Annotated in this window: 21 protein-coding genes; 10 read left to right on the forward strand and 11 right to left on the reverse strand. The window is 61.6% G+C overall.

The window, feature by feature from the left end; all coding sequences use genetic code 11:
- Positions 1–348: 348 nt before the first annotated feature.
- Both ARCT_RS0109755 and ARCT_RS0109760 read left to right on the forward strand, forming a co-directional pair.
- On the forward strand, positions 349–852 hold the full coding sequence (locus tag ARCT_RS0109755; RefSeq protein WP_027239902.1) for a rhodanese-like domain-containing protein: 504 nt from the start codon (positions 349–351) through the stop codon (positions 850–852).
- On the forward strand, positions 840–1,808 hold the full coding sequence (locus ARCT_RS0109760) for an alpha/beta hydrolase family esterase (RefSeq protein WP_051360645.1): 969 nt from the start codon (positions 840–842) through the stop codon (positions 1,806–1,808). The genes ARCT_RS0109755 and ARCT_RS0109760 overlap by 13 nt, the downstream gene beginning before the upstream one ends.
- Positions 1,809–2,107: 299 nt before the next feature.
- Here the strand turns inward: ARCT_RS0109760 and mdoH are convergent, their stop codons facing one another.
- The 9 genes from mdoH to ARCT_RS0109805 form a co-directional block, all read right to left on the reverse strand.
- A complete protein-coding gene (gene mdoH, locus ARCT_RS0109765; RefSeq protein ID WP_027239904.1) occupies positions 2,108–3,961 on the reverse strand; it encodes a glucans biosynthesis glucosyltransferase MdoH in 1,854 nt (617 codons plus the stop codon).
- A gap of 56 nt (positions 3,962–4,017) precedes the next feature.
- The gene (locus tag ARCT_RS0109770; protein WP_027239905.1) at positions 4,018–5,535 is read right to left on the reverse strand and encodes a glucan biosynthesis protein; all 1,518 of its coding nucleotides are present in this window, start codon (positions 5,533–5,535) and stop codon (positions 4,018–4,020) included.
- Positions 5,532–6,812 carry an OpgC family protein gene (locus ARCT_RS0109775; protein ID WP_027239906.1) on the reverse strand — a complete coding sequence of 427 codons (1,281 nt, stop codon included), beginning with the start codon at positions 6,810–6,812 and terminating at the stop codon, positions 5,532–5,534. The genes ARCT_RS0109770 and ARCT_RS0109775 overlap by 4 nt, the downstream gene beginning before the upstream one ends.
- Before the next feature lie 134 nt (positions 6,813–6,946).
- Entirely contained in the window at positions 6,947–8,311 is a 1,365-nt protein-coding gene (locus ARCT_RS0109780; RefSeq protein ID WP_027239907.1) for a tetratricopeptide repeat protein, read from the reverse strand.
- 317 nt (positions 8,312–8,628) lie between these two features.
- Positions 8,629–9,882 (reverse strand): CaiB/BaiF CoA transferase family protein, encoded by a 1,254-nt coding sequence (locus ARCT_RS0109785; protein WP_051360649.1) that lies wholly within the window; start codon positions 9,880–9,882, stop codon positions 8,629–8,631.
- On the reverse strand, positions 9,869–11,488 hold the full coding sequence (locus tag ARCT_RS0109790) for a thiamine pyrophosphate-binding protein (protein ID WP_027239909.1): 1,620 nt from the start codon (positions 11,486–11,488) through the stop codon (positions 9,869–9,871). The genes ARCT_RS0109785 and ARCT_RS0109790 overlap by 14 nt, the downstream gene beginning before the upstream one ends.
- A 178-nt stretch (positions 11,489–11,666) precedes the next feature.
- On the reverse strand, positions 11,667–12,176 hold the full coding sequence (locus ARCT_RS0109795; RefSeq protein ID WP_036784711.1) for a DUF302 domain-containing protein: 510 nt from the start codon (positions 12,174–12,176) through the stop codon (positions 11,667–11,669).
- Between the two features lie 380 nt (positions 12,177–12,556).
- Positions 12,557–14,587, reverse strand: a complete 2,031-nt coding sequence (locus ARCT_RS0109800) for a PhoX family protein (RefSeq protein WP_027239911.1) — start codon at positions 14,585–14,587, stop codon at positions 12,557–12,559.
- A 189-nt stretch (positions 14,588–14,776) separates the two neighbouring features.
- Positions 14,777–15,835: a YeeE/YedE family protein gene (locus tag ARCT_RS0109805; protein ID WP_027239912.1), complete on the reverse strand. Its 1,059-nt coding sequence runs from the start codon at positions 15,833–15,835 to the stop codon at positions 14,777–14,779.
- On the opposite strand from ARCT_RS0109805, the gene ARCT_RS28785 reads away from it, so the two are divergent.
- Positions 15,834–15,965 carry a hypothetical protein gene (locus ARCT_RS28785; RefSeq protein WP_276202240.1) on the forward strand — a complete coding sequence of 44 codons (132 nt, stop codon included), beginning with the start codon at positions 15,834–15,836 and terminating at the stop codon, positions 15,963–15,965. The genes ARCT_RS0109805 and ARCT_RS28785 overlap by 2 nt on opposite strands.
- Before the next feature lie 78 nt (positions 15,966–16,043).
- On the opposite strand, the gene ARCT_RS0109815 is transcribed toward ARCT_RS28785, so the two are convergent.
- Positions 16,044–16,385, reverse strand: a complete 342-nt coding sequence (locus ARCT_RS0109815) for an ArsR/SmtB family transcription factor (RefSeq protein ID WP_009808677.1) — start codon at positions 16,383–16,385, stop codon at positions 16,044–16,046.
- Positions 16,386–16,449: 64 nt separating this feature from the next.
- Positions 16,450–16,830 carry a hypothetical protein gene (locus ARCT_RS28645; RefSeq protein ID WP_379574550.1) on the reverse strand — a complete coding sequence of 127 codons (381 nt, stop codon included), beginning with the start codon at positions 16,828–16,830 and terminating at the stop codon, positions 16,450–16,452.
- A 249-nt stretch (positions 16,831–17,079) separates the two neighbouring features.
- Between ARCT_RS28645 and ARCT_RS0109825 the strand changes: the two genes are divergently transcribed.
- The 7 genes from ARCT_RS0109825 (at position 17,080) to soxB (ending at position 22,652) form a co-directional block, all read left to right on the forward strand.
- Positions 17,080–17,817, forward strand: a complete 738-nt coding sequence (locus ARCT_RS0109825) for a cytochrome c biogenesis CcdA family protein (RefSeq protein WP_027239914.1) — start codon at positions 17,080–17,082, stop codon at positions 17,815–17,817.
- A gap of 36 nt (positions 17,818–17,853) precedes the next feature.
- A complete protein-coding gene (locus ARCT_RS0109830) occupies positions 17,854–18,447 on the forward strand; it encodes a thioredoxin family protein (protein WP_027239915.1) in 594 nt (197 codons plus the stop codon).
- Between the two features lie 126 nt (positions 18,448–18,573).
- A complete protein-coding gene (gene soxX / locus ARCT_RS0109835) occupies positions 18,574–19,050 on the forward strand; it encodes a sulfur oxidation c-type cytochrome SoxX (protein WP_027239916.1) in 477 nt (158 codons plus the stop codon).
- A gap of 50 nt (positions 19,051–19,100) precedes the next feature.
- Complete coding sequence (soxY, locus tag ARCT_RS0109840; RefSeq protein WP_027239917.1) at positions 19,101–19,517, forward strand: thiosulfate oxidation carrier protein SoxY; 417 nt, start codon at positions 19,101–19,103, stop codon at positions 19,515–19,517.
- Positions 19,518–19,583: 66 nt separating this feature from the next.
- Positions 19,584–19,913 carry a thiosulfate oxidation carrier complex protein SoxZ gene (gene soxZ / locus ARCT_RS0109845; protein WP_027239918.1) on the forward strand — a complete coding sequence of 110 codons (330 nt, stop codon included), beginning with the start codon at positions 19,584–19,586 and terminating at the stop codon, positions 19,911–19,913.
- Positions 19,914–19,988: 75 nt separating this feature from the next.
- Entirely contained in the window at positions 19,989–20,840 is an 852-nt protein-coding gene (gene soxA / locus ARCT_RS0109850; protein ID WP_027239919.1) for a sulfur oxidation c-type cytochrome SoxA, read from the forward strand.
- Between the two features lie 114 nt (positions 20,841–20,954).
- Positions 20,955–22,652, forward strand: coding sequence for a thiosulfohydrolase SoxB (soxB, locus tag ARCT_RS0109855; RefSeq protein ID WP_027239920.1), 1,698 nt, complete (start codon positions 20,955–20,957; stop codon positions 22,650–22,652).
- The last annotated feature ends 77 nt before the right edge of the window (positions 22,653–22,729 follow it).

Genomic DNA, 22,729 nt, shown 5'->3' on the forward strand with positions numbered 1-22,729 from the left:
AAAGGCTTAGGCAATTTCTTGCAACTGTTCCAGCCCTGCGACCGCGTAAGTGTCTCATGAGTGAGGTTTTATTGTCGATTTGGGGGCATTTAGTCCTGCGGAGGCGCTTTTTGTAGGCCGGGGCCGCAATTTTTCGCCTGTGGCGTGTTTTTTCGACCCCGGTGGCGCAGGCGGTGGCTCAGGCGGCGGCTTTGCTTGGTGACGAGAAGTTGAAGAGCCGCAGCCAAGCCAGAGCTGAACAGCGCGGCAAAAAGCTGCTAAAAGCGATCAAGCCTGCTGTGGCACGACACCGGGGCAGCGCCACTTACCGTCACTCAGTTGCAGGGCAATATGGCACGACATGAACAGATGCAGGGAGCTCACCCTGAGGCAATGGGCGTTTCGCTGAGGTCACGGCGCCAGCTGCTGCTTGGCCTGGGGGGGATTGGCCTGGGGGGTATCGGGCTGGCTGCGGGCTTGGGCGCCTATTGGTGGCGCAGTCAACCAGTGGACCACGACCATCCGCGGCTGACACCTGCGGCGGCCTTTGCGGCAGCCAAGGCACAGGAGATCACTTTGATTGATATTCGCACGCCGCGCGAATGGCGCCAAACCGGTCTGCCGGTGGGGGCCATTGCAATCGACATGCGGCGCGATGATTTCTTGCAGGCTTTGAGTGTGGCGGTCGCCGGGGATCTTGCCAGGCCGGTTGCACTGATCTGCGCGCGGGGCGTGCGCTCGGCGCGGATGACGCGGGTGCTGGCGGCGGCGGGCTATAGCCGGATTATCGATGTGCCCGAGGGCATGTTGGGATCCGCAAGCGGCCCAGGCTGGATTGCAGCAGATCTGCCGGTGACCCAATGGCAGGGTTAGGGAGAGGGCTGGAGCTGGGGCGCAGGGTGGCCGGGCATTGCCGTTCAGCGCTGGCCCTGGCGACGCTGTCGCTGGGGGGGGCTCTCGGCGGCGTAGTGGGCGGCGTGCTGTCAGGCGTTCTGGTAGGCATACTGGGCGGTGCGCGCCCGGCTGAGGCGGGCTGTGGCCCGACCGTTGCGCAGGCCTGCGCCGTGTCGCAGGGCAGCTATCATATTGCACTGCCGGGGCCGGAACACAGGACGCCCATTGCGGCCGGCCAATCAGCGGCGATGCCCGCAGTGGTGTTTCTGCATGGCTACGGGGGATCAGGCCGTGCCGCGCTCAACCAGCGCGCCATGGTTCAGGGGCTGAAGGCGCGGGGCTATGCGGTGATCGCGCCAGATGCCTTGTCCCAGGACGGCGGTCCGCGCTCCTGGAACTTTTTTCCGGGCTGGCAGGGCCGCGACGAGGTTGAATTCCTGCAGGAGGTGGCGGCGGATGCGGCGGCGCGCTTTGACCTGGATCGCCAGACCATGATCCTGGCGGGGTTTTCTGCGGGTGGCTTTATGGTCAATTACCTGGCCTGCAGCGCGCCGGGGGCCTTTGCCGGCTATGCGCCCATTGCCGGTGGTTTCTGGCGCCCGCAGCCGGCGGCCTGCGCCGGAGAGATACGGCTGTTTCACAGCCACGGCTGGAACGATGGGGTGGTGCCGCTTGAAGGGCGTTTCCTGGGCGGTGGGAGGTTCCAGCAGGGCGATATTTTTGCCGGGCTGGAGCTGTGGCGCGCCACCAATCACTGTGCAGAAGAGGCCCCGGACAGGCGCTGGCAGGAGGGGGAGGTCTTGCGGCGTCGCTGGGACTGTGGTCCGGGAGCGGATATCGAGTTTCTGTTGTTCCCTCAAGGCCATCAGGTGCCGGACTGGTGGTCCGGCGCGGTGTTGGACTGGTTTGAAACGCCGCAACAGGAGGCCGGGTGAGGGGCGAAGTATGGCGCTGTGAGCTGCGCGGGTAATCCGCAGCGATCTGGCCTAGCGATCAGGCCCAGCGTGAAGGCCCAGCGTAAAGATCCAGATTGCGGGTCGGCCCTGCCGTCAGGGCAGGCAGGATGAGTGTCCTCAACGGTTTGCACAAAAACAGGGGGCGGGGCTCCCGCGCCTTTGCCTCTCATCTCAGATGAGAGACAAAGCCTTGGGCCGGGCCTCCGTCGCCCGGGGGGGCAACGGAGGCGGTTGCGCCTGTTTCACCTGCACAGAGCCAAGGGGAGGACGGCGCGAGGTTACTGCGCCGGATGTTGGTTGACCACATCGAGGTAGCGCTTTAGCTGCGCCCGGTAGCGGTGGGCGGCCTGGGTTATCTTGGGTTCCGAATAGACCACCGGGGTGGCCATCCAGCCGGCTTTTGATTTGCCCGCGCGCCGCCCGGAGAGCGCCGACAGGGGCACCGCGAGCACCAGTGACAGGGCAATGGGAACCAGCCAGAGCGACACCAGGCCGCTGCCAATCCCGCCCCACAGAGCCAGGCCGCTGAGGGTTTCAAGCGCGTGGCAGCTGAGCAGGGTTACAAGACCATATTGGCCGCCCGCCCGTGCCTGCGGCGACCAGCCGCGCTGCAAACCAAAGGTGGTGCGAAACACCGCGATCATCTGCTGCACCATGAGGATTGGCGCATATAGCACTGCCAGCAGGATCTCGACCCCTACGGAGGCGGCAAACCGCAGAGGCCCGCCATAGTCGGACAGACGTCCGCCGGTAAAGAACAGTGCCAGCACCGCCAGCAGCTTGGGCGCCAGAAGCATGGCATAGATCAACAGGATCACCAGCACATGGCGCGGCTCTGACATATCGGGCCAGGAGGGGCGCGAGGGGTTGGCGGCGCTGAAGTAATGGATCACCGAGCTCTCCTCGCCGCGGCCAATCAGCGCCCAGATCACCAGGAGCGCAAACCAGATCGGCGCCATCAGATAGCCAATGGCCCCGTGCAGCAGGTGAAACCGCGAGATGGCAAAAAAGCCGCGGGCGCCCAGCAGGTTGAGATGCTGCAGATTGCCCTGACACCAGCGCCGGTCGCGCAGAATGTGATCAATCAGCGTCGGTGGTGTTTCCTCGTAAGAGCCGCCCAGACGCGGCAGAAACCGCACCCGCCAACCGGCGCGGCGCAACAGGCCGGCCTCGACAAAATCATGGCTCATGATCAGCTTGTCACGGCCCCAAAAGCGCGACCGCAGCAGTGGCAGGCCGGCGCAGGCGGCAAAGGCCTGGGTCCGCATAATGGCATTGTGCCCCCAATAGTTGCCCTCAAACCCGGTCCAGCGGGCCAGACCTTCGGCCAGTGCCAGCCCATAGACGCCATTGGCAAACTGCTGCATGCGACCAAAAACAGATTGCGCACCAATGAGTTGCGGGAAGCTTTGGATCAGGCCGGCGCTGGGATCGCGCGACAGCGCATCCGTGAGCCGGGCGATGGCCCGTCCGGTCATCAGGCTGTCGGCATCCAGCACCAACATGGCCTCGTAGCCTGCGCCCCAGCGGCGCAGCCAGTCGCTGATATTGCCCACCTTGCGCCCGGTGTTCAAAGCGCGGCGGCGATAATACAGCGCCACGCCCGCAGGCAGGTCGGCGCGCAGGGCCTCGATGCTCAACCGCTCTTGGTCGGCGAGGGTCTCATCGCGGGTGTCGGACAGCACAAACATGTCATAGCTGTGCTGGCCGCCGCGCTGGTGCAGCTCTTCCAGCATGGATTGCACATTGCCCAGCACATACCAGGGGGTCTCATTATAGACCGGGACCAGCAGGGCAACCCGCATCGGCGCCGGCCTGGCTTCGGGGCGGTCGCGGTTGCGTTTGGACAGCGAATACAGCCCCAGGACCACTGTGGAGACCGAAAAGCAGATCCAGAAAAAGTTGAAGGCAATCAGCGCCAGCAGCACCAACTCCAGCGCCATAAAACCGCCCTTGGCAAACCAGCCCTGCATCACCCAGGTCAGCACCGCCGTGGCCAGCATGGCGGGGGAGAAGGCCAGCAGACGCCAGAGCGCGAGATGCTGTGGCGGCTCAAACCCCGGGGCGTTGTGGTCGTGAAACGGCCTGGCAAAATCCTGCTCGGGCATCTCCAGCGGTTGCAGCGGCGGCATCAGGGCTTCGCTGAGCGGCAGGGGCAGCGGCCGGGGAGGGGTCTGCAGCGGCGCCATCACGCGGTCCACCGATAAAGCCAGACTTCGCTGGCGGCGGCGCCATCCCGGCGCAGCTGCAAGCGCAGCTCAACATGGTTTTCCGCATTGGGGGCAAAGCTGAAGGCCAGCCGCAGCCCGCCGGTGGCGGGGTTGCGTTGCAGCACCCCTTCGCTGGTTTCCACATGGGGGGAGGAGAGATGCACTTCGATGTCTTCGGGATCGCCGTCCAGCAATGGGTGGGCCTCAAAATCCACCGTCATCAACCGGCCTGGTTCGCCAAAGATGCGCGCGCCTGCGGCGGTATCAATCACCCGTGCCAGATCCATCTGTGGGTCCTCGCCCCAGCTGAGCCGATAGGACAGCGGCAGTTCTGCGCCCGCAGGCAGGGTGTCCTGAGGCCGCCAATAGGCCACGATATTGTCGTAGATTTCCTTGTCGGCAGGGATTTCAACCAGGGTGACCGCGCCGTTGCCCCAATTGCCCTTTGGCTCCACCCAGAGACTGGGACGGCGGTGATAATTGGCCTCGAGGTCTTCAAAATCCTGCAGATCGCGCGAGCGCTGCATCAGGCCAAAGCCACGCGGGTTTTCATCCACAAAGGAGGAGACTTGCAAATGTACCGGGTTTGCCAGGGGCCGCCACAGCAGCTCGCCGTTGCCGTTGTGGATCAACAGCCCGTCACTGTCGTGCACATTGGGGCGGAAATCGTCAAACCGGTTGCGGTTGGTGCGGTCAAACAGGAACATCGAAGTGAGCGGGGCCAGCCCGGCGTGGGTCAGATCTTCGCGGGCAAACAGATGCGCCTCGACATCCATTACCGTGGTGGCGCCGGGGGTGACGGTAAAGCGGTAGGCGCCAGTGACCGAGGGCGAATCCATCAGCGCATGGACCACCATGCTGCGCTGATTGGGGCCGGGGGCTTCCAGCCAGAATTCAATAAAATCGGGGAATTCCTCGCCCATGGGGTCGCCGGTTTTCAGCGCCAGTCCGCGCGCCGACAGACCATAGGTCTGGCCGAGGCCGATGGCCCGGAAATAGCTGGCCCCCTGAAAGACGCAGAATTCGGTTTTCTTGTTCGGCAGATCCAACTGGGTGCGCAGGCGCAGGCCGCTATATCCCAATGCCCCCGTGGTGCTGAGAGGCGGCGCGATCTCGCCGCGATCAAACAGCGCCATGTCAAAGCCAAAGGCGCGGGTCATGCCGTCTTGAACGGTGTTCACCTGCACCGCATTGCGAAAATACAGGCCCGGCAGGAACAGATCGACGTTGTAGCTGCTATCGGTTTTGGACCAGATTGCATCCTCGGTGCGGAACCGGTGTGCCTTGTACTGATCATAAGACATATCCAACCAATCCTGTGGCACCTCTTGCCGTGGCTGGTAGTCCTGGCTGGCCAGGGCGCGGGCGCGGGCGATCACCTGGGCATGGTCAAAAGGCACAGGCTGAGGCGTATCTGCGGCGCGCGCCGGCAGCGTGGTGAGCAGGGTGCTGGAGAGCGCGGAAGCAACAAAGGCGCGGCGGCTGAGCGGGCTCATGCTTTGGCCCTCCAGGGGTGGGATTTGAACCAGCCTGCCGCATAGGCGCAGGCGATGATCAGGGCAAAGCCCAGGAGATTGGCCAGGGCGGTGATCGCGATACCGCGCTCGGTCTGATCCAGGGCAAACCCGATGAGCCGGGCCAGCGCCATGGAAAACACAAAGACGGCAAGGCTTTGCTGGCCGACCTTGGTGATGATCCCCAGCAGCCGTGCCCAGATCCGGGCGCCAAGGCTGTGACCAGAGGCAATCAGGCGCTTGCCACCCGTCCCGGCAATCAGCCAGCCAAGATAGGCCAGCGCCAGGAAATGCGCATAGCGCAGCAGGCCAAAATCGGTTTTTTCACGCCACTGGGCCGTGGTCTCCCACCAGGGGCGGATCATGTCGCCAAGATCGCCATTGGCCGCATCCACCCAGAGAAAGACCTTCCACGAGCCAAAGGGCGCCGACAGCACCAGAAAGGCAGCTGCGGCACCGCCCAGCATGGCCGAGACAGGCGGCCTGGGCAGCCAGCCCTTCATGAAGGCAAAGCCGGTAAAGAACAAAAGCTGCCAGCCAAAGGGGTTAAAGAACCATTCGCGCTGCGACCAGGGCTCCGCCGGGAGCGAGACACCATTGGGGCCAAGCCCGATCAGATAGGGGTTGGCGGCGAGCCAGATCAGCGCCGAGGTCAGCGCCACGGCCCAGAGGCCAATGCGTTCAACCCCCATCATCAGCGGCATCAGCGCCAGAACCACCAGATACATCGGCAGGATGTCAAAATAGTTCGGCACATAAGTCAGGGTGAACAGACCCACTATCTGTGGCGCGGGGTCGTTGAAGAAATGCTGCAGGTTCAAAGAGTTGATATATGACGTGTCAAAGCCGCCATAGGTATCCAACGCGGCCATGGTCATGGCGACAAAGAAGAACAGGCCGATGTGGGCCCAGAACACCTGCCAGCAGCGAAACACCACGCGCGCCGTGCCCAAAGCCCAGCCCTGCCGCGCGTAGGAACTGCCAAAGGCAATCGCCGAGGCCATGCCAGAGCAGAAGACAAAGATCTCGGTTGCGTCTGAAAAGCCAAACCGCGCCGGGATCCAGCCGGTCCAGCGGTTGCCGGGAATATGGGCCGCCAGAATGATGAACATGGCAATGCCGCGGTAAAAATCGAGCCGGGGATCGCGTTGACGCTTGGGGGGCGCTTGGTTCAGATCGGCAGAACCGGGGGAGGCCGTCTGGTTGGCCGCAGGACCCGGATCCTGGTGCAGCGTAGGGAAGGGCGAAATCTTCGCCATGGGGAATTCCTTATTGGTCTTTTGAAGCCAGTTCTGAAGCCGGTTTTGACCCCGATTCTAAATCGAAACTATGGGGTTTTGGGTCCAGCATCTGTCTGTGCTCTCTGAGCTGTTTTTCAGATCTTTACCAGCGGTTATTCTGCAGGCACGCTATGGGCATCCGGCGTGCCACGGGCCTGGGAAATCAAGCTGCGCCGGGCCAGGGCATAGTTGTCTTCGCCACCGGCGCGTTTGGCACGGCGATCATCCAGGATGGCTTCGACCGCGTCAAATTCTCCGGCCCGCAGACCGGCGTCGATGGTCATACGTTCAAATACATCGCGCTGGGCATGGCTGCCGCCCGCCAATTGCATGGTGCTGCGGGCGCGCGACAGATGGGTAAAGGCCTGGGCGTAATTGCCATCGCCAAAGGCCTCCAGCCCATTGGCAGCGTCGCAGCCCGGGGTGGCCATGCGGTCCTGAGCCTCGGTTTTGCGGGCCTTGGCATCGGCGTGAATGCGGCTGACCAGGCGGCGGGTTTCCGCCTGTCGGTTGTGACCGGCCAGGGCCAGCAGGTAGTGCAAATCGGCAAAGATCAGGCTGCCGTCCTCGGTGCGATTGGCGCAGAGCTCGGAGAGCTCTTCCCAGCGATTGCCAACGCAGACCCCTTCCAGTTCCAGCCGCATCAACAGCGAGGTGGCATTGGAGATGTCGCGGTAGTCGTCGGTCTTGTCCTTGCGCACCTCGGTGTCATAGAGCATCAAAGCCTGATCTATCTGGCCAAGATCCAGATGCATCAGCGCCTTGTGCCACCAGACGTGAAAGCGAAAGTTGTTGCAATGGGCCCAGGCCTCTTCGCGCCCTGTCAGCCATTCCAGCCCCTGGGCAGCATTGCCGGTCATTTCGTGCACATGGGCGACGGCATGCAGCCCCCAGGCATCATCGGGGGCCATCCACAGCGCCTGACGCCCGGCAATCCCTGCCTTCTCGTAAGACCCGGTTTCCTCCAGCGCAAAGGAGTGACAGCCCAACAGGTAGCCGCGCGCGGCGTGATCCGGCGCATAGGCGGGCATCACCCGCTCCACCGAGGCGCGCATGCCGGTACAGTCACCAAGGATAAAGCGGATCCCATGGCTGAGCTTCATCGCCAGGGCATCCGCAGGATCCACATCGAGGATCTGTTCCATCAGCGCCACCGCCCGCGAGGGACGCCCCGCCAGCCAGGCCTCAAGCGCATCGACATATTTGCGTTCACGCGGCAGGGCGGCCTCATATCCCAACTGGGCGGCCTGTTGGGCCTCCTGGGCCATGGGCAACAGCTCGGAGCGGCCCAGCATCAGCACCGACAGCCCCTTGATGGCCTGGGCCTGGGCAAAGTCCGGCGCGGCGGCAAGAACGGCGCCCAGGTGATCTGCGGTGGCTGCGGAATGGGCCAGAACCCCCATCTGTGCTGCGTCCCAGCTTGCTCGGGTGGTGGCACTGCTGAGGCTGGTGTCTTGTCCAAAAATATCTTGCGTCATTGAGAGTCCAATCGCTGCCGGTGTTCACAAAATCACTGTTGTTGCTCAAAGACTAAACCAGTGCGCAGGCGCGCGCGACGGCGCTCGCGGTTTGGTGATGACGCGTGTGGGCTTCGTGCGGAAAGGCGCGGATTCCAGCGCCTGAACAGGCGGTTTTTTGCGCCTTTTGACCATTGCGTGACCAATAGCAGGCCAGCCGCCGCCGGGGAAGCGGGGGCTGGCGAGGTTTTGTAACATAAATCCGTCAGCCGTTTGAGATCCGGTTTGAGAGGTCTGGACAGATCAGGCCAGGTTAAGCCAAGTCTGGACAGGTCAGATCAGGTCTCGGCAAAGGGATCTTCGGCCAGAAGAATTTCCTCCGTCGCCGCGCCGCATTGGGGCGGGGCGTGGCGATAGGTCACCGGAGTGCGGGAGAAATTCAGCGGATTGCCCAAGAGCTGCACCGGCCCTGCGGTAGACTGCATTTCAATCGCCATGTCGCGGGCGGCAACCTGATCGGAGGCAAAGACCCGGTCCAGGGTCTGCACCGGACCAGCAGGCACCTTGCGGGCTTCCATTCCGGCGATGACCGCATCCATGGTAAAGCGTTTCAGTGCCGGCTGCAGGATATCATTCAGCGCGCCGCGATGCTGCAGGCGGGCCGGATTGGTGGCAAAACGCGGATCCTCGGCCAATCCTTCCAGCCCGAGAAACTCCATAAAGCGGCGGAACTGGCTGTCATTGCCCACCGCCAGGATCACATGGGCATCGGAGGTTTCATACAGGCCATAGGGCACGATGCTGGGATGTTCATTGCCGCGTCGCTGGGGCAGCTCGCCGGTATTGAGATAGGCAACGCCCTCGTTGATCAGCCAGGCCACCTGGGCATCCACCAGCGCCAGATCAATCTGCTGGCCTTCGCCGGTCAGGGTCTTGTGGTGCAGGGCGGCAAGAACGCCGATGGTGGCATACATGCCGCACATCACATCGGCGATGCCAACGCCGGCTTTCACCGGCTGGCCCTGTGGTTCTCCGGTCAGGGACATCAGGCCGCCATAGCCCTGGGCCATCAGGTCATAGCCGGGTTTCGAGCTGTTGGGGCCGGTCTGGCCATAGCCGGAAATGGAGCAATAGATCAGGCCGGGAAACTCGGCGCGCAGGCTGGCGTAATCCAGCCCGTATTTGGCCAGCCCGCCGGGTTTGAAATTTTCCACCAGAATATCGGCCTCTGCCGCAAGGCGACGGATCACGGCCTGACCTTCGGGGCTGGCGATATCCAGGGCAATGGAGCGCTTGTTGCGGTTGGCGGCCATAAAATAGGCCGACAGATCAGAGCGTTTGCCCGCCTCGTCTACCACATAGGGGGGGCCCCATTGGCGGGTGTCATCACCGCCTGTCTTGGGGTTTTCCACCTTGACCACGATGGCGCCGAGATCGCCCAGCATCTGGGTGCAGGTGGGGCCTGCCAGAATGCGGGACAGGTCCAGCACCTTGATGCCTTTCAGGGCGCCATGGGTGAGGCAGCTCTGGGGCGAGCTTGACTGTGGTTTACTTGGCTGTGGTTTGCTCGACTGTGGTTTAGATGCGTCCATCATATCCTCCGGGGGTGATTTCGGCAGAAATGACAGTGAAGCGCTCCGAGGCCAAGGCCTGTTGCAGGGCCTGGTTCAATTCCGTGCGGTTCCGCACCGTTACGCCATTGCCACCAAAGGCGCGGCCGATGGCGGCAAAATCATGGCGGCCCAGATCAACACCGACATTGGCCAGCTGGCGGCCCCGCTGTTTCAGCTCGATCAGCGCCAGGCTGGCATCGACAAAGACCACAAAGATCGGCGCAACGCCCAGCTCGGCGGCGGTGGCCAGGTCCCCGGCAACCATCAAAAAGCCGGCATCCCCGGAGAAGCTGACAACCGGACGATCGGGCTCTGCCAGTTTGCGGCCAATGGCCATGGGCAGGGCGCAGCCCATGGTGCACAGGCCAGAGGATTGGATCAGGGCGCGCGGCGCGCTGCAGGTCCACATCTGGCTGAGCAAAATGCGATGGGCACCGCTGTCTGCGCAGGCCAGGGTGGTTTGGGGCAGGGTGGCGCGGCATTCGGCAATCACGCCGGCAGGCCCCCAGTCATCGCTGGTGGGAAAGGCCGCTGCAAGATCTTGGCGCACCTGCGCCGGGGTGGCGCAGGGCCATTTGGGCAGGTCTTTGGTTTCCCCTGACGGGAGCAGCGCCGCAAGCGTGGGTTTCAGGGCTGCGACCAGCGCCAGGCTGGCCTGGTGCATATAGTGGCTATTGGGTTCAGGCGTGATGTCGATCATCCGCTGCACCGCAGGATCCCAGATATTGCGCCAGCCCGGGCGCATCTCGATCGGGTCATAGCCCAGGGCCAGGATCAGATCGGATTGTTGCACCAGGGGCAGCAGGTATGTGTCCGCCAGTGGTGACAGCCCGGCGGCGCCCAGACACAGCGGGTGGGTTTCCGGCAGAATGCCCTTGGCCTTGTAGGTGGTGACAAAGGGGATCTGGTGTTGCTCGAGGAAGGTCTTGATCTCGGGGGCGGCTTGTTCTTGCAGGGCGTCGAGACCGATGATGGCGATGGGACGCTCGGCGGCGCTGAGCCAGGACAGCGCCTGCGCCAGCGTGGCATCTTCTGGCCGGGTCAGGGCTGCAGGCGCGCGGCGGGAGCCGCGATCTCTGGCGGGGGCGTCTGCAACCGAGATCGGCACGTCAATATGCACCGGACCATTGCGCGGCTGGGTGGCGATGGCGATGGCCTTGTCGGCGATCAGGTCCGCAGCCTCGGCATTCAGCCGGAAGGTGGCCTTGGTTATCGGGGAAAATACCGCCCGGTGATCCAGAACCTGATGGGTATAGCTTTGTTCCTCGGCGGCATCGACGCAGCCGGTGAGCACCAGCATCGGCACCCGGTCCTGATGCGCATTGGCCACCACATTGACACCGTTGAGCGCGCCGGGGCCGAGGGTGGCAACCAGAATGACCGGGGCGCCGTCGCTGTGGTGCAGGCCTTCGCCCATAAAGCCGGCGGCGTTTTCATGTTTGGCCAGGTGAAAGGCGATGCCGGCCTTGACCAGCGCATCCACCAGGGTCAGCACCTCGCCACCGGGCATGCCAAAGGCGTGACGGCAGCCAGCCTCGTAGAGGCGGCGGGCCAGGACGTCTGCGGCGCGAAGGGTCTGTGTCATGTTTTGATTTCCCACTATGTCGGTGGCTAGAATTCGCGGGTTGCGCGCCTGGGCGCAAGCCATATCACGGCTCTGTGACGGGCTGTGAGGCGATGAATGACCCCGGCAGCGCCAAAGGACACCGAGACCACGGTCCGTGTGGGATTGTCCATGTGGGATGATCCAAGTGTTGCACCGCCTAGCGCAGGGCCTTGCGCGCAATGGCGGCAAAGCGGCGGTCCAGTTCGGCAGAGATCCGCAGCAGCGGACCGCCGCCTTCGTTGACATAGGGGGCAAAGACAAAGCTTGGCCTCTTATAGGCGAGATGTGAGTGATCTGCGCCTGCCTCGGTAACATAGAAGCGGATCGGAGCCTCGATCATTGCGGCGGTGGAGAGGGCCAGAACGCGCACTGCGTAGTCGTTGTTGAAGACCCCCACCACCCGGTTGCCGGGGATGGAAATGCCGCGGGCGGCTGCTGCCTGTGTTGGGCCGGCCTGGGTCACCACCACAAGCCCCTCGGCCTTTACTGCAGTGCTCAGATCCCGCAGCAGGGTTTCATATGATTTCTCGCTTTCAAAGATCACCCAGCCTTCGCGTTTGCCAATTTCGGTAGCCCGGGCGGGCTGGGGCAAAGAACTGAAGATGAGGATCACGGCCAGAATCACAGCCGGTGTCAAAGCCAGTGTCACGGCCAAGCGGGCGGCCATCAACGAGGCTGGGGAAATAGCCTGTGACAGCGAGAGGCGCAGGGGCTTGCGTATCCGGGACAAGGGAGAGCGTGATTGGCACAGAGCGCGCATATGAAAGACCACCTGGAAAGACCCCCTGGATTAAACTGGCCGCAGATTAGCAGAGATCTGCAGACCATCTTTTCACATTGCAGTGTATTTTTTTGGGCCGTCAAGTTGGGCCGTCAAGGGGGCCATCAGGTGGGGCGGGAGTGGGCGGCAGGATGGCGCCGCGAGGACAGGCAGATCAGGCCCGGAAAGGATCCGGGCCTGTCTCTTGCAACCTGTGTCTTGCAGCCTATGCGGTTGCAGCCTGTGCAGTTGCCGCTTGTAGCGGGATCTAACGGTAGACGATCCGGCTATACAGCAATCCGGCCACCGCCTGTTTTGGTGACCACAACCACCGAGGGACGTGGTGGCATCTTTGGATCAAAGTCGGGCCAGCGGGTGGCCGGATCTTCGAAAGTAGAGGCGCGCTCAAACCCTTTGAGCGCCTTGGTGCCATCGGTGCCGGGGTGTTGCACCGCAAGGAAGAGCGTTTCGCTATCCTCGGTGAAATATGGCCCGCAGAGTTCCCCACCGACGGGGCAGCGGAAGAACAGTTTTGAGTGGCCCCGCAGCTCCCCTTCGGTTTCCAGCGCATAGAGCCCGTCGGATTTGCCGGTCTTGTCCCATTTGCTGCCCTGATCAGTGGAGATCCACAGGCGGCCATCGGCGTCAAAGGCGCAGTTGTCGGGCGAGCCAAACCAGCCGTTTTTGCTGGTCTCGGGGTTCCACTGGGCGCCAACTGCGGAAATCTCTGGATCGCCGCATTTCACCAGGATCGACCAGCTGCCCGTGGTGGCCGCATGATCGCCTGCCTCTTCCTTGATTTCGATGATATGACCAAAGTTGGATTTGGCACGCGGGTTTGCCGCGTTGACCTGCTCGTCCTTGCGCTTGGAGTTGTTGGTCAACATGATGTAGGCGGTGCCGTCGCCGCGTGGCTGGGCATCCTCGGGGCGGTCCATTGGTGTGGCGCCAAGCGCATCTGCCGCCAGACGGGTATCAATCAGCACGTCAGCCTGGCTGGCAAAACCGTTTGCAGCGGTCAGCGGCCCCTCGCCATGCACCAGTGGCAGCCAGTGCACGGTGCCATCGGCATCAAAGCGGGCAACATAGAGGATACCGTCGCTCAGCAGGGTGGAATTGGCACCATTGGTGTCGGAGACAGACCCGTTGGAGACATATTTATACTGATAATCAAAGCGGTTATCATCCCCCATATAGACAACCAGCTTCCCGGCGGAGGAAACTGTGGTTTCGCAGCCCTCATGGCGGAAACGGCCCAGGGCAGTGTGTTTCACCGGCTTGGCCTCGGGATTGCGGGGGTCGACCTCAACCACCCAGCCAAAGCGGTTTGGCTCGTTGGGTTCCTTGTCGATGTTGAACCGGTCATAGTGCTGCCCCCAGGCGTACCAGCCGCCGGGCACGCCATAGCGTTTCTTGCTGGCGGCATCCTCGTGGGCGGTGAGATCCGGATTGCCGTCGCTGTCCTGCACATCGGTCCAGAAATAGCCGTGGAAGTTCTCTTCGGCCATCAACCAGGTGCCCCAGGGGGTCATGCCGCCGGCACAGTTGTTGAGCGTGCCGATTACGGCTTTGCCGGAAGGGTCGGCCTTGGTCTGCATCCGGCGATGGCCTGCTGCGGCACCGTCAATGGTCATCTCGGTGTTCAGTGGTGTGATGCGGCGGTTAAAGGCACCATCGCGGACAACGGCCCATTTGCCGCTGGCGTCGCGCATGATCTCAACCACGGTGCCGCCATGAGCGGCCATCTCGATGTCGATCAGCTCTTTGGTCATGCCGGCAAAGCCCTGATTGTCCTGGCGGCCAAGGCCGGGGAACATGACTTCTTCGTTGGTATATTCGTGGTTCACACAGAGCAGCCCACGGGTGCCTTCGGCATTCAGGGGGGTGAAGCCGACATAGTCGTTGTTGTAGCCAAACTGCTGCAGCTGAGCCTGGGCGCTTTGGTTCATCACGTCAAATTCGGGGGCCTCTGCGGTGATCGGGTCGCCCCAGCGCAGCAGCACATCGGCCTCGTAGCCCTTGGCGATGTGATGGGTCTCATCATTGCCCCAGGTCAGTTCATCAAAGCGATAGCGGCTTTCGGTCTGGCGCGCCGCTGTGGCGCGGTTGGGGGCGATCAGGGCAGAGGTGCCAAACAGGCTGGCCGCAGCCGAGACCCCCAGCATGCCGCGCAGCATATCGCGGCGGCCATAGCGGGTATTGATCACATCACCAATGGTCGCTTCCAGATTGGGGTTTGTCGGGATGTCGTCAAAGGCCTCATAGGCTTCGGCCTTGTTGCCGATTTCTGGATCGTTGATGATTTGCTTGCGGTCCATGGCTTGCTCTCTTTGTCAAAACGGTCTGCGCAGGAAACATCTGGCAGTTGCCCGCAGATTGGGGCAGGTTTGTAACAGCTAGGTTATGATTGGTCGCGCATTATTCAAATGTCACAAAGCCTTTGATCGGCGCCGGGCAATTTGACTGGCGCTGGGCTAAGCGGGGGAGTGGCGGGGCCTGACCCCGGGCTAGGCGGCGCTGCGAAAGCCTTCGATCAATTGGCGCAGCCCCAGGGCGGCTCCGGCAAAGATCGCCAGAAAGGTCACCGGCGCAGAAAGCGACAGCAGGGAAAAGGCGCTGAGCCCTTGGCCCACGGTGCAGCCCATGGCGATGACGGCGCCGGCCCCCATGATGGCGGCCCCAAAGATCTGGCGCCGCAGCTCCCGAGGGTCGTCGCAGGCCTCCCAGCGAAAATGGCCCTTGATCAGCGAGCCAATAAAGGCGCCCAGCCAGACCCCGGTGATCGACCCCACCGCAAACGAGAGCGGTCGCAGGCTGCCGGTCATGGTCCAGAGGATGGTTTCCCCCAGGGGGGCGGAAAAGGAATGCGACACCACCGGCAGGGCTTCAAAGCCATGGGTGTTGATATAGCTGGTCCCCGCCCATCCCGACACCACTGCCAGCCCCACGACACAGGACCAGAACAGGCTTTTGCCATCGCGACGGAATTCAATATCCCAAAGGCTGACGACAGTCAGCACAGCCCCGGCAAGGATGCCGATGCCGGAAAGCGGCAAAGTGGTCAGCGCCGCCAGATGATGGGCCAGCCCCGGCGGCAGTTCGCTGGTGACATCCTGCTGCTCAAACACCAGGTTGCGCAGCGGCGCCAGGGGGCCAGAGAGCACCACATAGGTGGAGATCCCCATCACCAGGACAATGACAAAACTGCGCAGATCCCCACCGCCAAGCCGGGCAATGGCGCCGTAGCCACAGTTGCCGCTCAGCGCCATGCCATAGCCGAACATCAGACCGCCGATGATCGAGGCCATGGGCATCCAGCGCACCGAAAGATAAAAGGATTGCGAGGCATCAAACAGCCCCAACCCGATGAGGGCGAAACTGCCCATGATCGCGGTGCCAATGGCCAGCCCCCACATGCGCATCCGGTGGGAAGAGCCGCCATAGAGCAGATCTTCGATGGCGCCCAGGGTACAGAACCGACCCAACCGGGCCGCCAGTCCCAGCAATATGCCGCCGAATAGCCCGATGCCGGTGACCAACTGGTGATCGCTGAACAGATCAAACATGGGCAACTCTCCTCCTGGGCTGGCGATGGGGGGCGATCTGCAGCGCGGCGCAGCTCCGTTGGAGCCGCTGGCCTCCGCTGCGCTGGCCTCCGCTGCGGCAGCGCCGCTGATGCCTCGGTGGGCTCAGTGAAGCGTCATTGGAGGACCCATTGCAATGGGTTTTGCATCCATGCCAGCGCGCTGGGCGTCAATTTCAGGTGATGTGGCCCTAGCTGGCGTCGTCGGCGCAGAACAGATCGTAGACCACTTCGAGAATGCGGCGTGGGCGGTCATCCGCAAGACGGTAATAAATCGCCTTGCCGTCCCGGCGTGGCACCACCAGCCCTTCGAGCCGCAACCGCGACAGCTGCTGCGAGACCGCCGCCTGACGTGCGGCCAGCAGGTCTTCCAGCTCGGTGACCGATTTTTCACCGGTGACCAGGTGGCACAGGATCATCAATCGCCCCTCATGGCTGATCGCCTTGAGGAAGTTTGATGCCTTGGTGGCATTGTCCACCATGTTGTCCAGCTCTTCCGGGGCCATATCGGCCGAAAATTGCGGTAGTGCCATAGTTTTGTCTCCTGTGGTGGCGGCGCAACCCAGCGCCGCAACTCCCAATTCGGTCTTGTGTCGGCTAGCTCTCGGGCAGGTCAGCCCCTTCGGCGGGTAACCCCAGATGCCGGCTCATCAGCTGGGCGATCAGAGGCCAGAAAAAGTCTTCCCCTGGATAGCCTTCCAGCCGGGCCATCTCATGACCGTCGTTCACAATCAAGAAGGTCGGGGTGAAAGTGACCCGACGTGTGACCTTCAGGTCATCCGGTATCGCCCGCAGGTCCACCCGGCGCAGGGGGGCAAAAGCGCCCTCGCGGGTCTTGGGGTAGATGGGGCCGATTTCATCGTTCCAGCGTTTGCACCATTCACAGCCGGCCTGTTCGACCATGATCAGCTCGCGGCCCGTAGCGGCCTCTGTTACAGTCCCCCCGGCAAGCGCGGGCTGCGGCGCGGCGAGGGCCAGGCCAACAGAGACCAGGCCAACAGAGACGAGGCCCACAGCGACCAGGCCTGCGGTGAACAGGCCTGCCACGCCGGACCAAACCGTGGCTGCAATACTGCGGCGCGTTGCAAAAGGCGAAACGTGATTATTCATGACCTCAACCGTTGACGGCATCCGCAATTTGCGGCTTGATACTACATAATTTGAATATGTGAATAACACAAGTCTTGCGCCAAGACAGCCTGAGGCGCGGAGGATCATAAAACCGTGATGCTGGAAATTTCATACCTAGGCGCTGCCTTTGCCGGATTGTTGAGCTTTTTCACCCCCTGTATCCTGCCGATGGTGCCGTTTTACCTGTCCTATCTGGGGGGGCTCTCGATGGCTGAACTGCGCAGCGACGGCGAGATAGCTGCGGGGGCGCAGCGGCGCATGGTCCTGGCCGCCCTGTGCTTTGCTGCCGGGGTGACCTCGGTCTTTATGCTGATGGGCATGGGGGCCACGGCGCTGGGGCAGCTGTTCGGGCAGTATATGGAGATCCTGTCCTACGCGGCGGCGGCGATTCTGGTGGTCTTTGGCCTGCACTTTCTGGGGGTGATTCGTATCGCTTTGTTGTACCGTGAGGCACGGGTGGAAAGTTCCGCCGATCCATCGAGCCTGGCCGGGGCCTATCTGATGGGGCTGGCCTTTGGCTTTGGCTGGACGCCCTGCGTGGGGCCGGCCCTGGCCTCGATCCTGATGGTGGCCTCGGGGCTGGGCGATATCTGGCGCGGCGGCGCCTTGTTGTTTGTCTATGGCGCGGCCATGACCTTTCCCTTTGTGGTGGCGGCGCTGTTTGCCAAGCCGTTTTTGGCCTGGGTGGCGCGTCACCGGGCGGCCTTTCACTGGGTCGAAAAGATCATGGGCGCCATGCTGATCCTGTTTGCCTTCCTGATCGTTACCGGAGGCGTGCGCTGGATTGCCGAAGTGATGATCCGCTGGATGCCAAGCTTTGCCACAATTGGATAGTGACCAAGACTGAATGCGAGATTTTGGGAGAGAAACATGAAGAACTGGATGTTGAAACTTGCCGCTCTGGCGCTGGCGCTGCCGCTGGTTGCAACGGATGTTGCGGCGGTGGAGCTGGGCGATGACGGGCTGCATAAAACGCCCTGGATGCGCGAGACCTTCAAGGATCTGCGCGAGGATCTGGCAGAGGCCAACAGCGAAGGCAAGCGTCTGGTGCTGTTCTTTGAGCAGCGTGGCTGCATCTACTGCACCAAGATGCACACCGAAGTTTTCCCCCGTCCCGAGGTGAGCGGCTATATTGCCGAGCACTACTTTGTGGTGCAGATGAACCTCTACGGCGATGTGGAGGTCACCGATTTTGATGGCGAGGTGTTGTCGGAAAAGGACATGGCACGCAAATGGGGCGTCTTGTTCACTCCGACGATTCTGTTCCTGCCAGAAGAGGTAGAGCAGGGGCAGACGGCGCCCCAGGCTGCGGTGGCGACAATGCCCGGCGCCTTTGGTCCGGGAACAACACTGGACATGTTCACCTGGGTGAACGAAAAGCGGTATCTTCTTGACAATGGGGAAGATTTTCAACGTTATCACGCGCGCCGTATCTCGGAGCGCAACAATGGGTCCGCAGACTGAACGCAGGTGAACAGCTATAATAATTCACACTATTGAATTTGTTGTTGCGTTTTGCGGGGCGGGTGCCCTACGGTATACAACAGCTAAGCCCGCGCAGCACGCGGGTGGCAGCCAACGGGAGGAACCATGAAGAGACTATCTCTGACACTGGCCGTGAGCCTGATCGGGAGTGCAACCCTGGCGGCAGAGGTCGCGCCAAAGGATGTGCAATTTGACGAGGATGGCGCCGTTGCGACCTCCTTGACCGGCAAACCAGGTGATGCGGCAAGCGGTGCTGTCATCGCAGGCACCAAATCGCTGGGTAACTGTGTTGCCTGTCATCAGCTGACAGCCCTTGCGGATGTGCCGTTTCACGGCGAAATCGGCCCCTCGCTGGATGGCGCCGGGGATCGCTGGACCGAAGCAGAGCTTCGCGGCTTGATGACCAATGCCAAAATGACTTTTGAAGGCACGATGATGCCGGCCTTTTACAAGGTCGACGGCTTTCTGCGTCCTGGTGATGCCTATACCGGCAAGGCTCCAACCGAGGCGCTGACGCCCATCCTGTCTGCACAGGAAATCGAAGATGTGATCGCGTTTATCGCGACCCTAAAAGAAGAGTAAAGCGCGGGCGACAGCCCAGCCGCTTTGCGAAACGTCAAAGGAGACATATGATGGAGTTCTCACGCCGTGAGACCCTGGGCCTGGCCCTGGGTGCTGCTGTGATGACGGTGCTGCCGCTGCGGGTCAGCGCCAGCGCCGAGGATCGGATTGCCGAATTTACGGGTGGTGCCGACATGGCCGACACCGGAATTGAACTGATTGCGCCGGAGATTGCTGAAAACGGCAATACCGTGCCAATCGAAGTGAACGCCCCGGGCGCCACTGCGATCATGGTTCTGGCCACTGGTAACCCAACGCCGGGTGTTGCAACCTTCACCTTTGGCCCCCTGGCCGGCAGCCAGGCTGCTGCGACCCGGATCCGCCTTGCGGGGACCCAGGATGTTGTGGCCATCGCCAAATTGGCCGACGGCAGCTTTGCCAAGGCCAGCGCATCTGTAAAAGTGACCATCGGCGGTTGCGGCGGCTAAGCATTCTGCCCCGCTGATACCCGATTGCGGCCTGCAATATGGCCTGAATACGAAGGAGTTAAAGACATGGCATCCGGTGTAAAACCCCGCGTCAAAGTCCCCAAGACGGCAAGTGCTGGTGAGGCGATCACCATCAAGACCCTGATCAGCCACCAGATGGAAAGCGGTCAGCGCAAGGATAAAGAGGGCAACGTCATTCCGCGCTCGATCATCAATCGCTTTACCTGTGAATTCAACGGCCAGCTGGTCGTGGATGTTGCGATTGAACCTGCGGTTTCAACCAACCCCTATTTCCAGTTCGAGGCTCTGGTGCCAGAGGCCGGCGACTTTGCCTTTACCTGGTATGACGACGATGGCTCCGTTTATGAGACATCCAAATCGATCGCTATCGCCTGATCCCTTCCGGATCTCAAAGGCACGGCATCCTGGCCGCATATGTGGCCAGGGTGGATACCCAAGGGAGGACAAGGAATGAACTATAAGGCGCTTACCGCCATTGCTGTCGCACTAAGCCTGCCGCTTTCCGCCAATGCGGATGCGGATAACGACACGCTGGTGCTCAACGATGAACAAACTCTGGTGACCAAGACCGCGGCACCGGCCCATGTGGCCGATGTTCTGGACGAGGTGATGTCAGGGTGGCACTTCCGTTCGGATGAGACCCAGGCCCTGCAGATGGACGATTTTGAAAATCCCGCCATGGTCTTTGTCGATAAGGCCTTTGATGCCTGGAACACCGTCGATGGCTCTGAGGGCAAATCCTGCGCCTCCTGTCATGACGACGTGGAGGAAAGCATGGCAGGGGTGCGTGCGGTCTATCCTAAATGGAACGAAGAGGCCGGCGAAGTCCGTACTCTGGCGATGCAGATCAATGACTGCCGCGAGAACCAGATGGGCGCCAAGGCGTGGAAATACACCGGCGGCGATATGACCGCGATGGAGGCGCTGATTTCGGTGCAATCGCGCGGTATGCCGGTCAATGTTGCCATCGACGGCCCGGTCCAGTCGGTTTGGGAGCAGGGCAAAGAGATGTATTATGCCCGCACTGGCCAGCTGGAACTGTCCTGTGCAAATTGCCACGAGGACAGCTATGGCAAGATGATCCGCGCGGATCACCTGAGCCAGGGCCACATCAACGGCTTTCCGACCTACCGTCTGAAAAACGCCAAGCTCAACAACGTGCAGGCCCGCTTCAAAGGCTGCGTGCGCGATACCCGCGCCGAGACCTACAAGCCCGGCTCGTCCGAGTTTGTCGCGCTTGAGCTCTATGTCGCGTCGCGCGGCAATGGCCTGTCCGTCGAAGGTCCCTCGGTCCGTAACTAATCAAACCAACACCCCGCGTCTTTGCAGGCGCGGGGTGTTTTGCTTCAAATAAATTCATAGATGCGAATATGAATCATATTTGCCGCTCATGATCGCACAGGATGACAGATAGACATGATCTCGCGCCGTGACTTTTTGCAGGTATCGATGGCCGCTTCCGCCCTGGTTGGCGCATCCGGTTTTGGCAACTGGGGCCGTCTGGCCGCGCAGCAAAGCCTGACCCAGGATCAGCTGCTGCAGTTTGACACCTTTGGCAATATCAGCCTGATCCACATCACCGATATTCACGCGCAGCTGAAACCGATCTATTTCCGCGAGCCTTCGATCAATCTTGGGGTTGGGGGCAACAAGGGCCATGTGCCCCATATCACCGGCGCTGACTTTCGCCGCGCCTATGGCATCACCGATGGCAGCCCTATGGCCTATGCGCTGACCCATGATGACTTTTCTTCACTGGCGCAGGGCTATGGCCGGGTTGGCGGCATGGACCGGGTGGCCACGGTGATCAATGCCATCCGGGCTGATCGCCCCGATGCGCTGTTGCTGGACGGTGGCGACACCTGGCATGGCTCCTACACCTGTCACCACACCGCCGGGCAAGATATGGTCAATGTGATGAACGCGCTCAAGCCCGATGCGATGACCTTCCACTGGGAGTTCACCCTGGGCTCTGACCGGGTGAATGAGATCGTCGAGGGCCTGCCGTTTGCGGCGCTTGGCCAGAACATCTTTGATTCCGAGTGGGACGAGCCGGCGGAACTGTTCAAACCTTACAAATTCTTTGACCGTGGCGGCGCCAAGGTGGCGGTGATTGGTCAGGCCTTCCCCTATATGCCCATTGCCAACCCCGGCTGGATGTTCCCCGAGTATTCCTTTGGGATCCGCGATGAACACATGCAGGAAATGGTCGATGAGGTCCGCGCCGCCGGGGCTGATCTGGTTGTTTTGCTGTCGCACAATGGCTTTGACGTGGATAAAAAGATGGCCAGCGTTGTCACCGGCATTGATGTGATCCTGTCGGGCCACACCCATGATGCGCTGCCAGAGCCGGTTTTGGTTGGCAAAACCCATATCATCGCCTCCGGCTCCAACGGTAAATTTGTCAGCCGCATTGATCTGGATGTGCGCGACGGCCAGATGATGGGCATCCGCCACAAGCTGATCCCGATCTTCTCGGATGTGATTGCGCCGGATCCGGTGATTACCCAGCTGATCGACGCGCAGCGCGCGCCCTATGCGGATCAGCTGTCAGAGGTGATCGGCAAGACCGACTCGCTGCTGTATCGGCGCGGCAATTTTAACGGCACCTGGGATGATCTGATCTGCGATGCGCTGCTCAGCGAGCGTGAGGCGGATATCGCCATGTCGCCCGGTGTGCGCTGGGGGCCGTCGCTGGTGCCTGGGGATGACATCACCCGCGAAGACATCTGGAATGTCACCTCGATGAGCTACGGCGCTGCCTACCGGTCGGAAATGACAGGGGAATTCATCAAGGTGATCCTGGAAGATGTGGCCGATAACATCTTTAACCCCGATCCCTATTACCAGCAGGGCGGCGACATGGTGCGCATTGGTGGCATGGGCTACCGGATTGATATCACCAAGCCACAGGGCGAACGCATCAGCGAAATGACCCTGTTGAAGACCGGTGAGACAATCGAGGCCAGCAAATCCTACATGGTTTCCGGCTGGGCCAGCGTCAACGAGGGCACCGAAGGTCCAATGATCTGGGATGTGGTCGAAGATCACATCCGCAAACAGGGGACGGTCTCCGTCACCCCCAACACATCGGTCAATGTGGTCGGCGCCTAGGCCCGATCTGGAGGTGCTGCCGGAGATCCCCCTCTCGCAGCATCTCTTCCTGATCAAAAATTTTTGCGCTGATGAAT

This window comes from Pseudophaeobacter arcticus DSM 23566 (genome assembly GCF_000473205.1).
Taxonomy (GTDB): domain Bacteria; phylum Pseudomonadota; class Alphaproteobacteria; order Rhodobacterales; family Rhodobacteraceae; genus Pseudophaeobacter; species Pseudophaeobacter arcticus.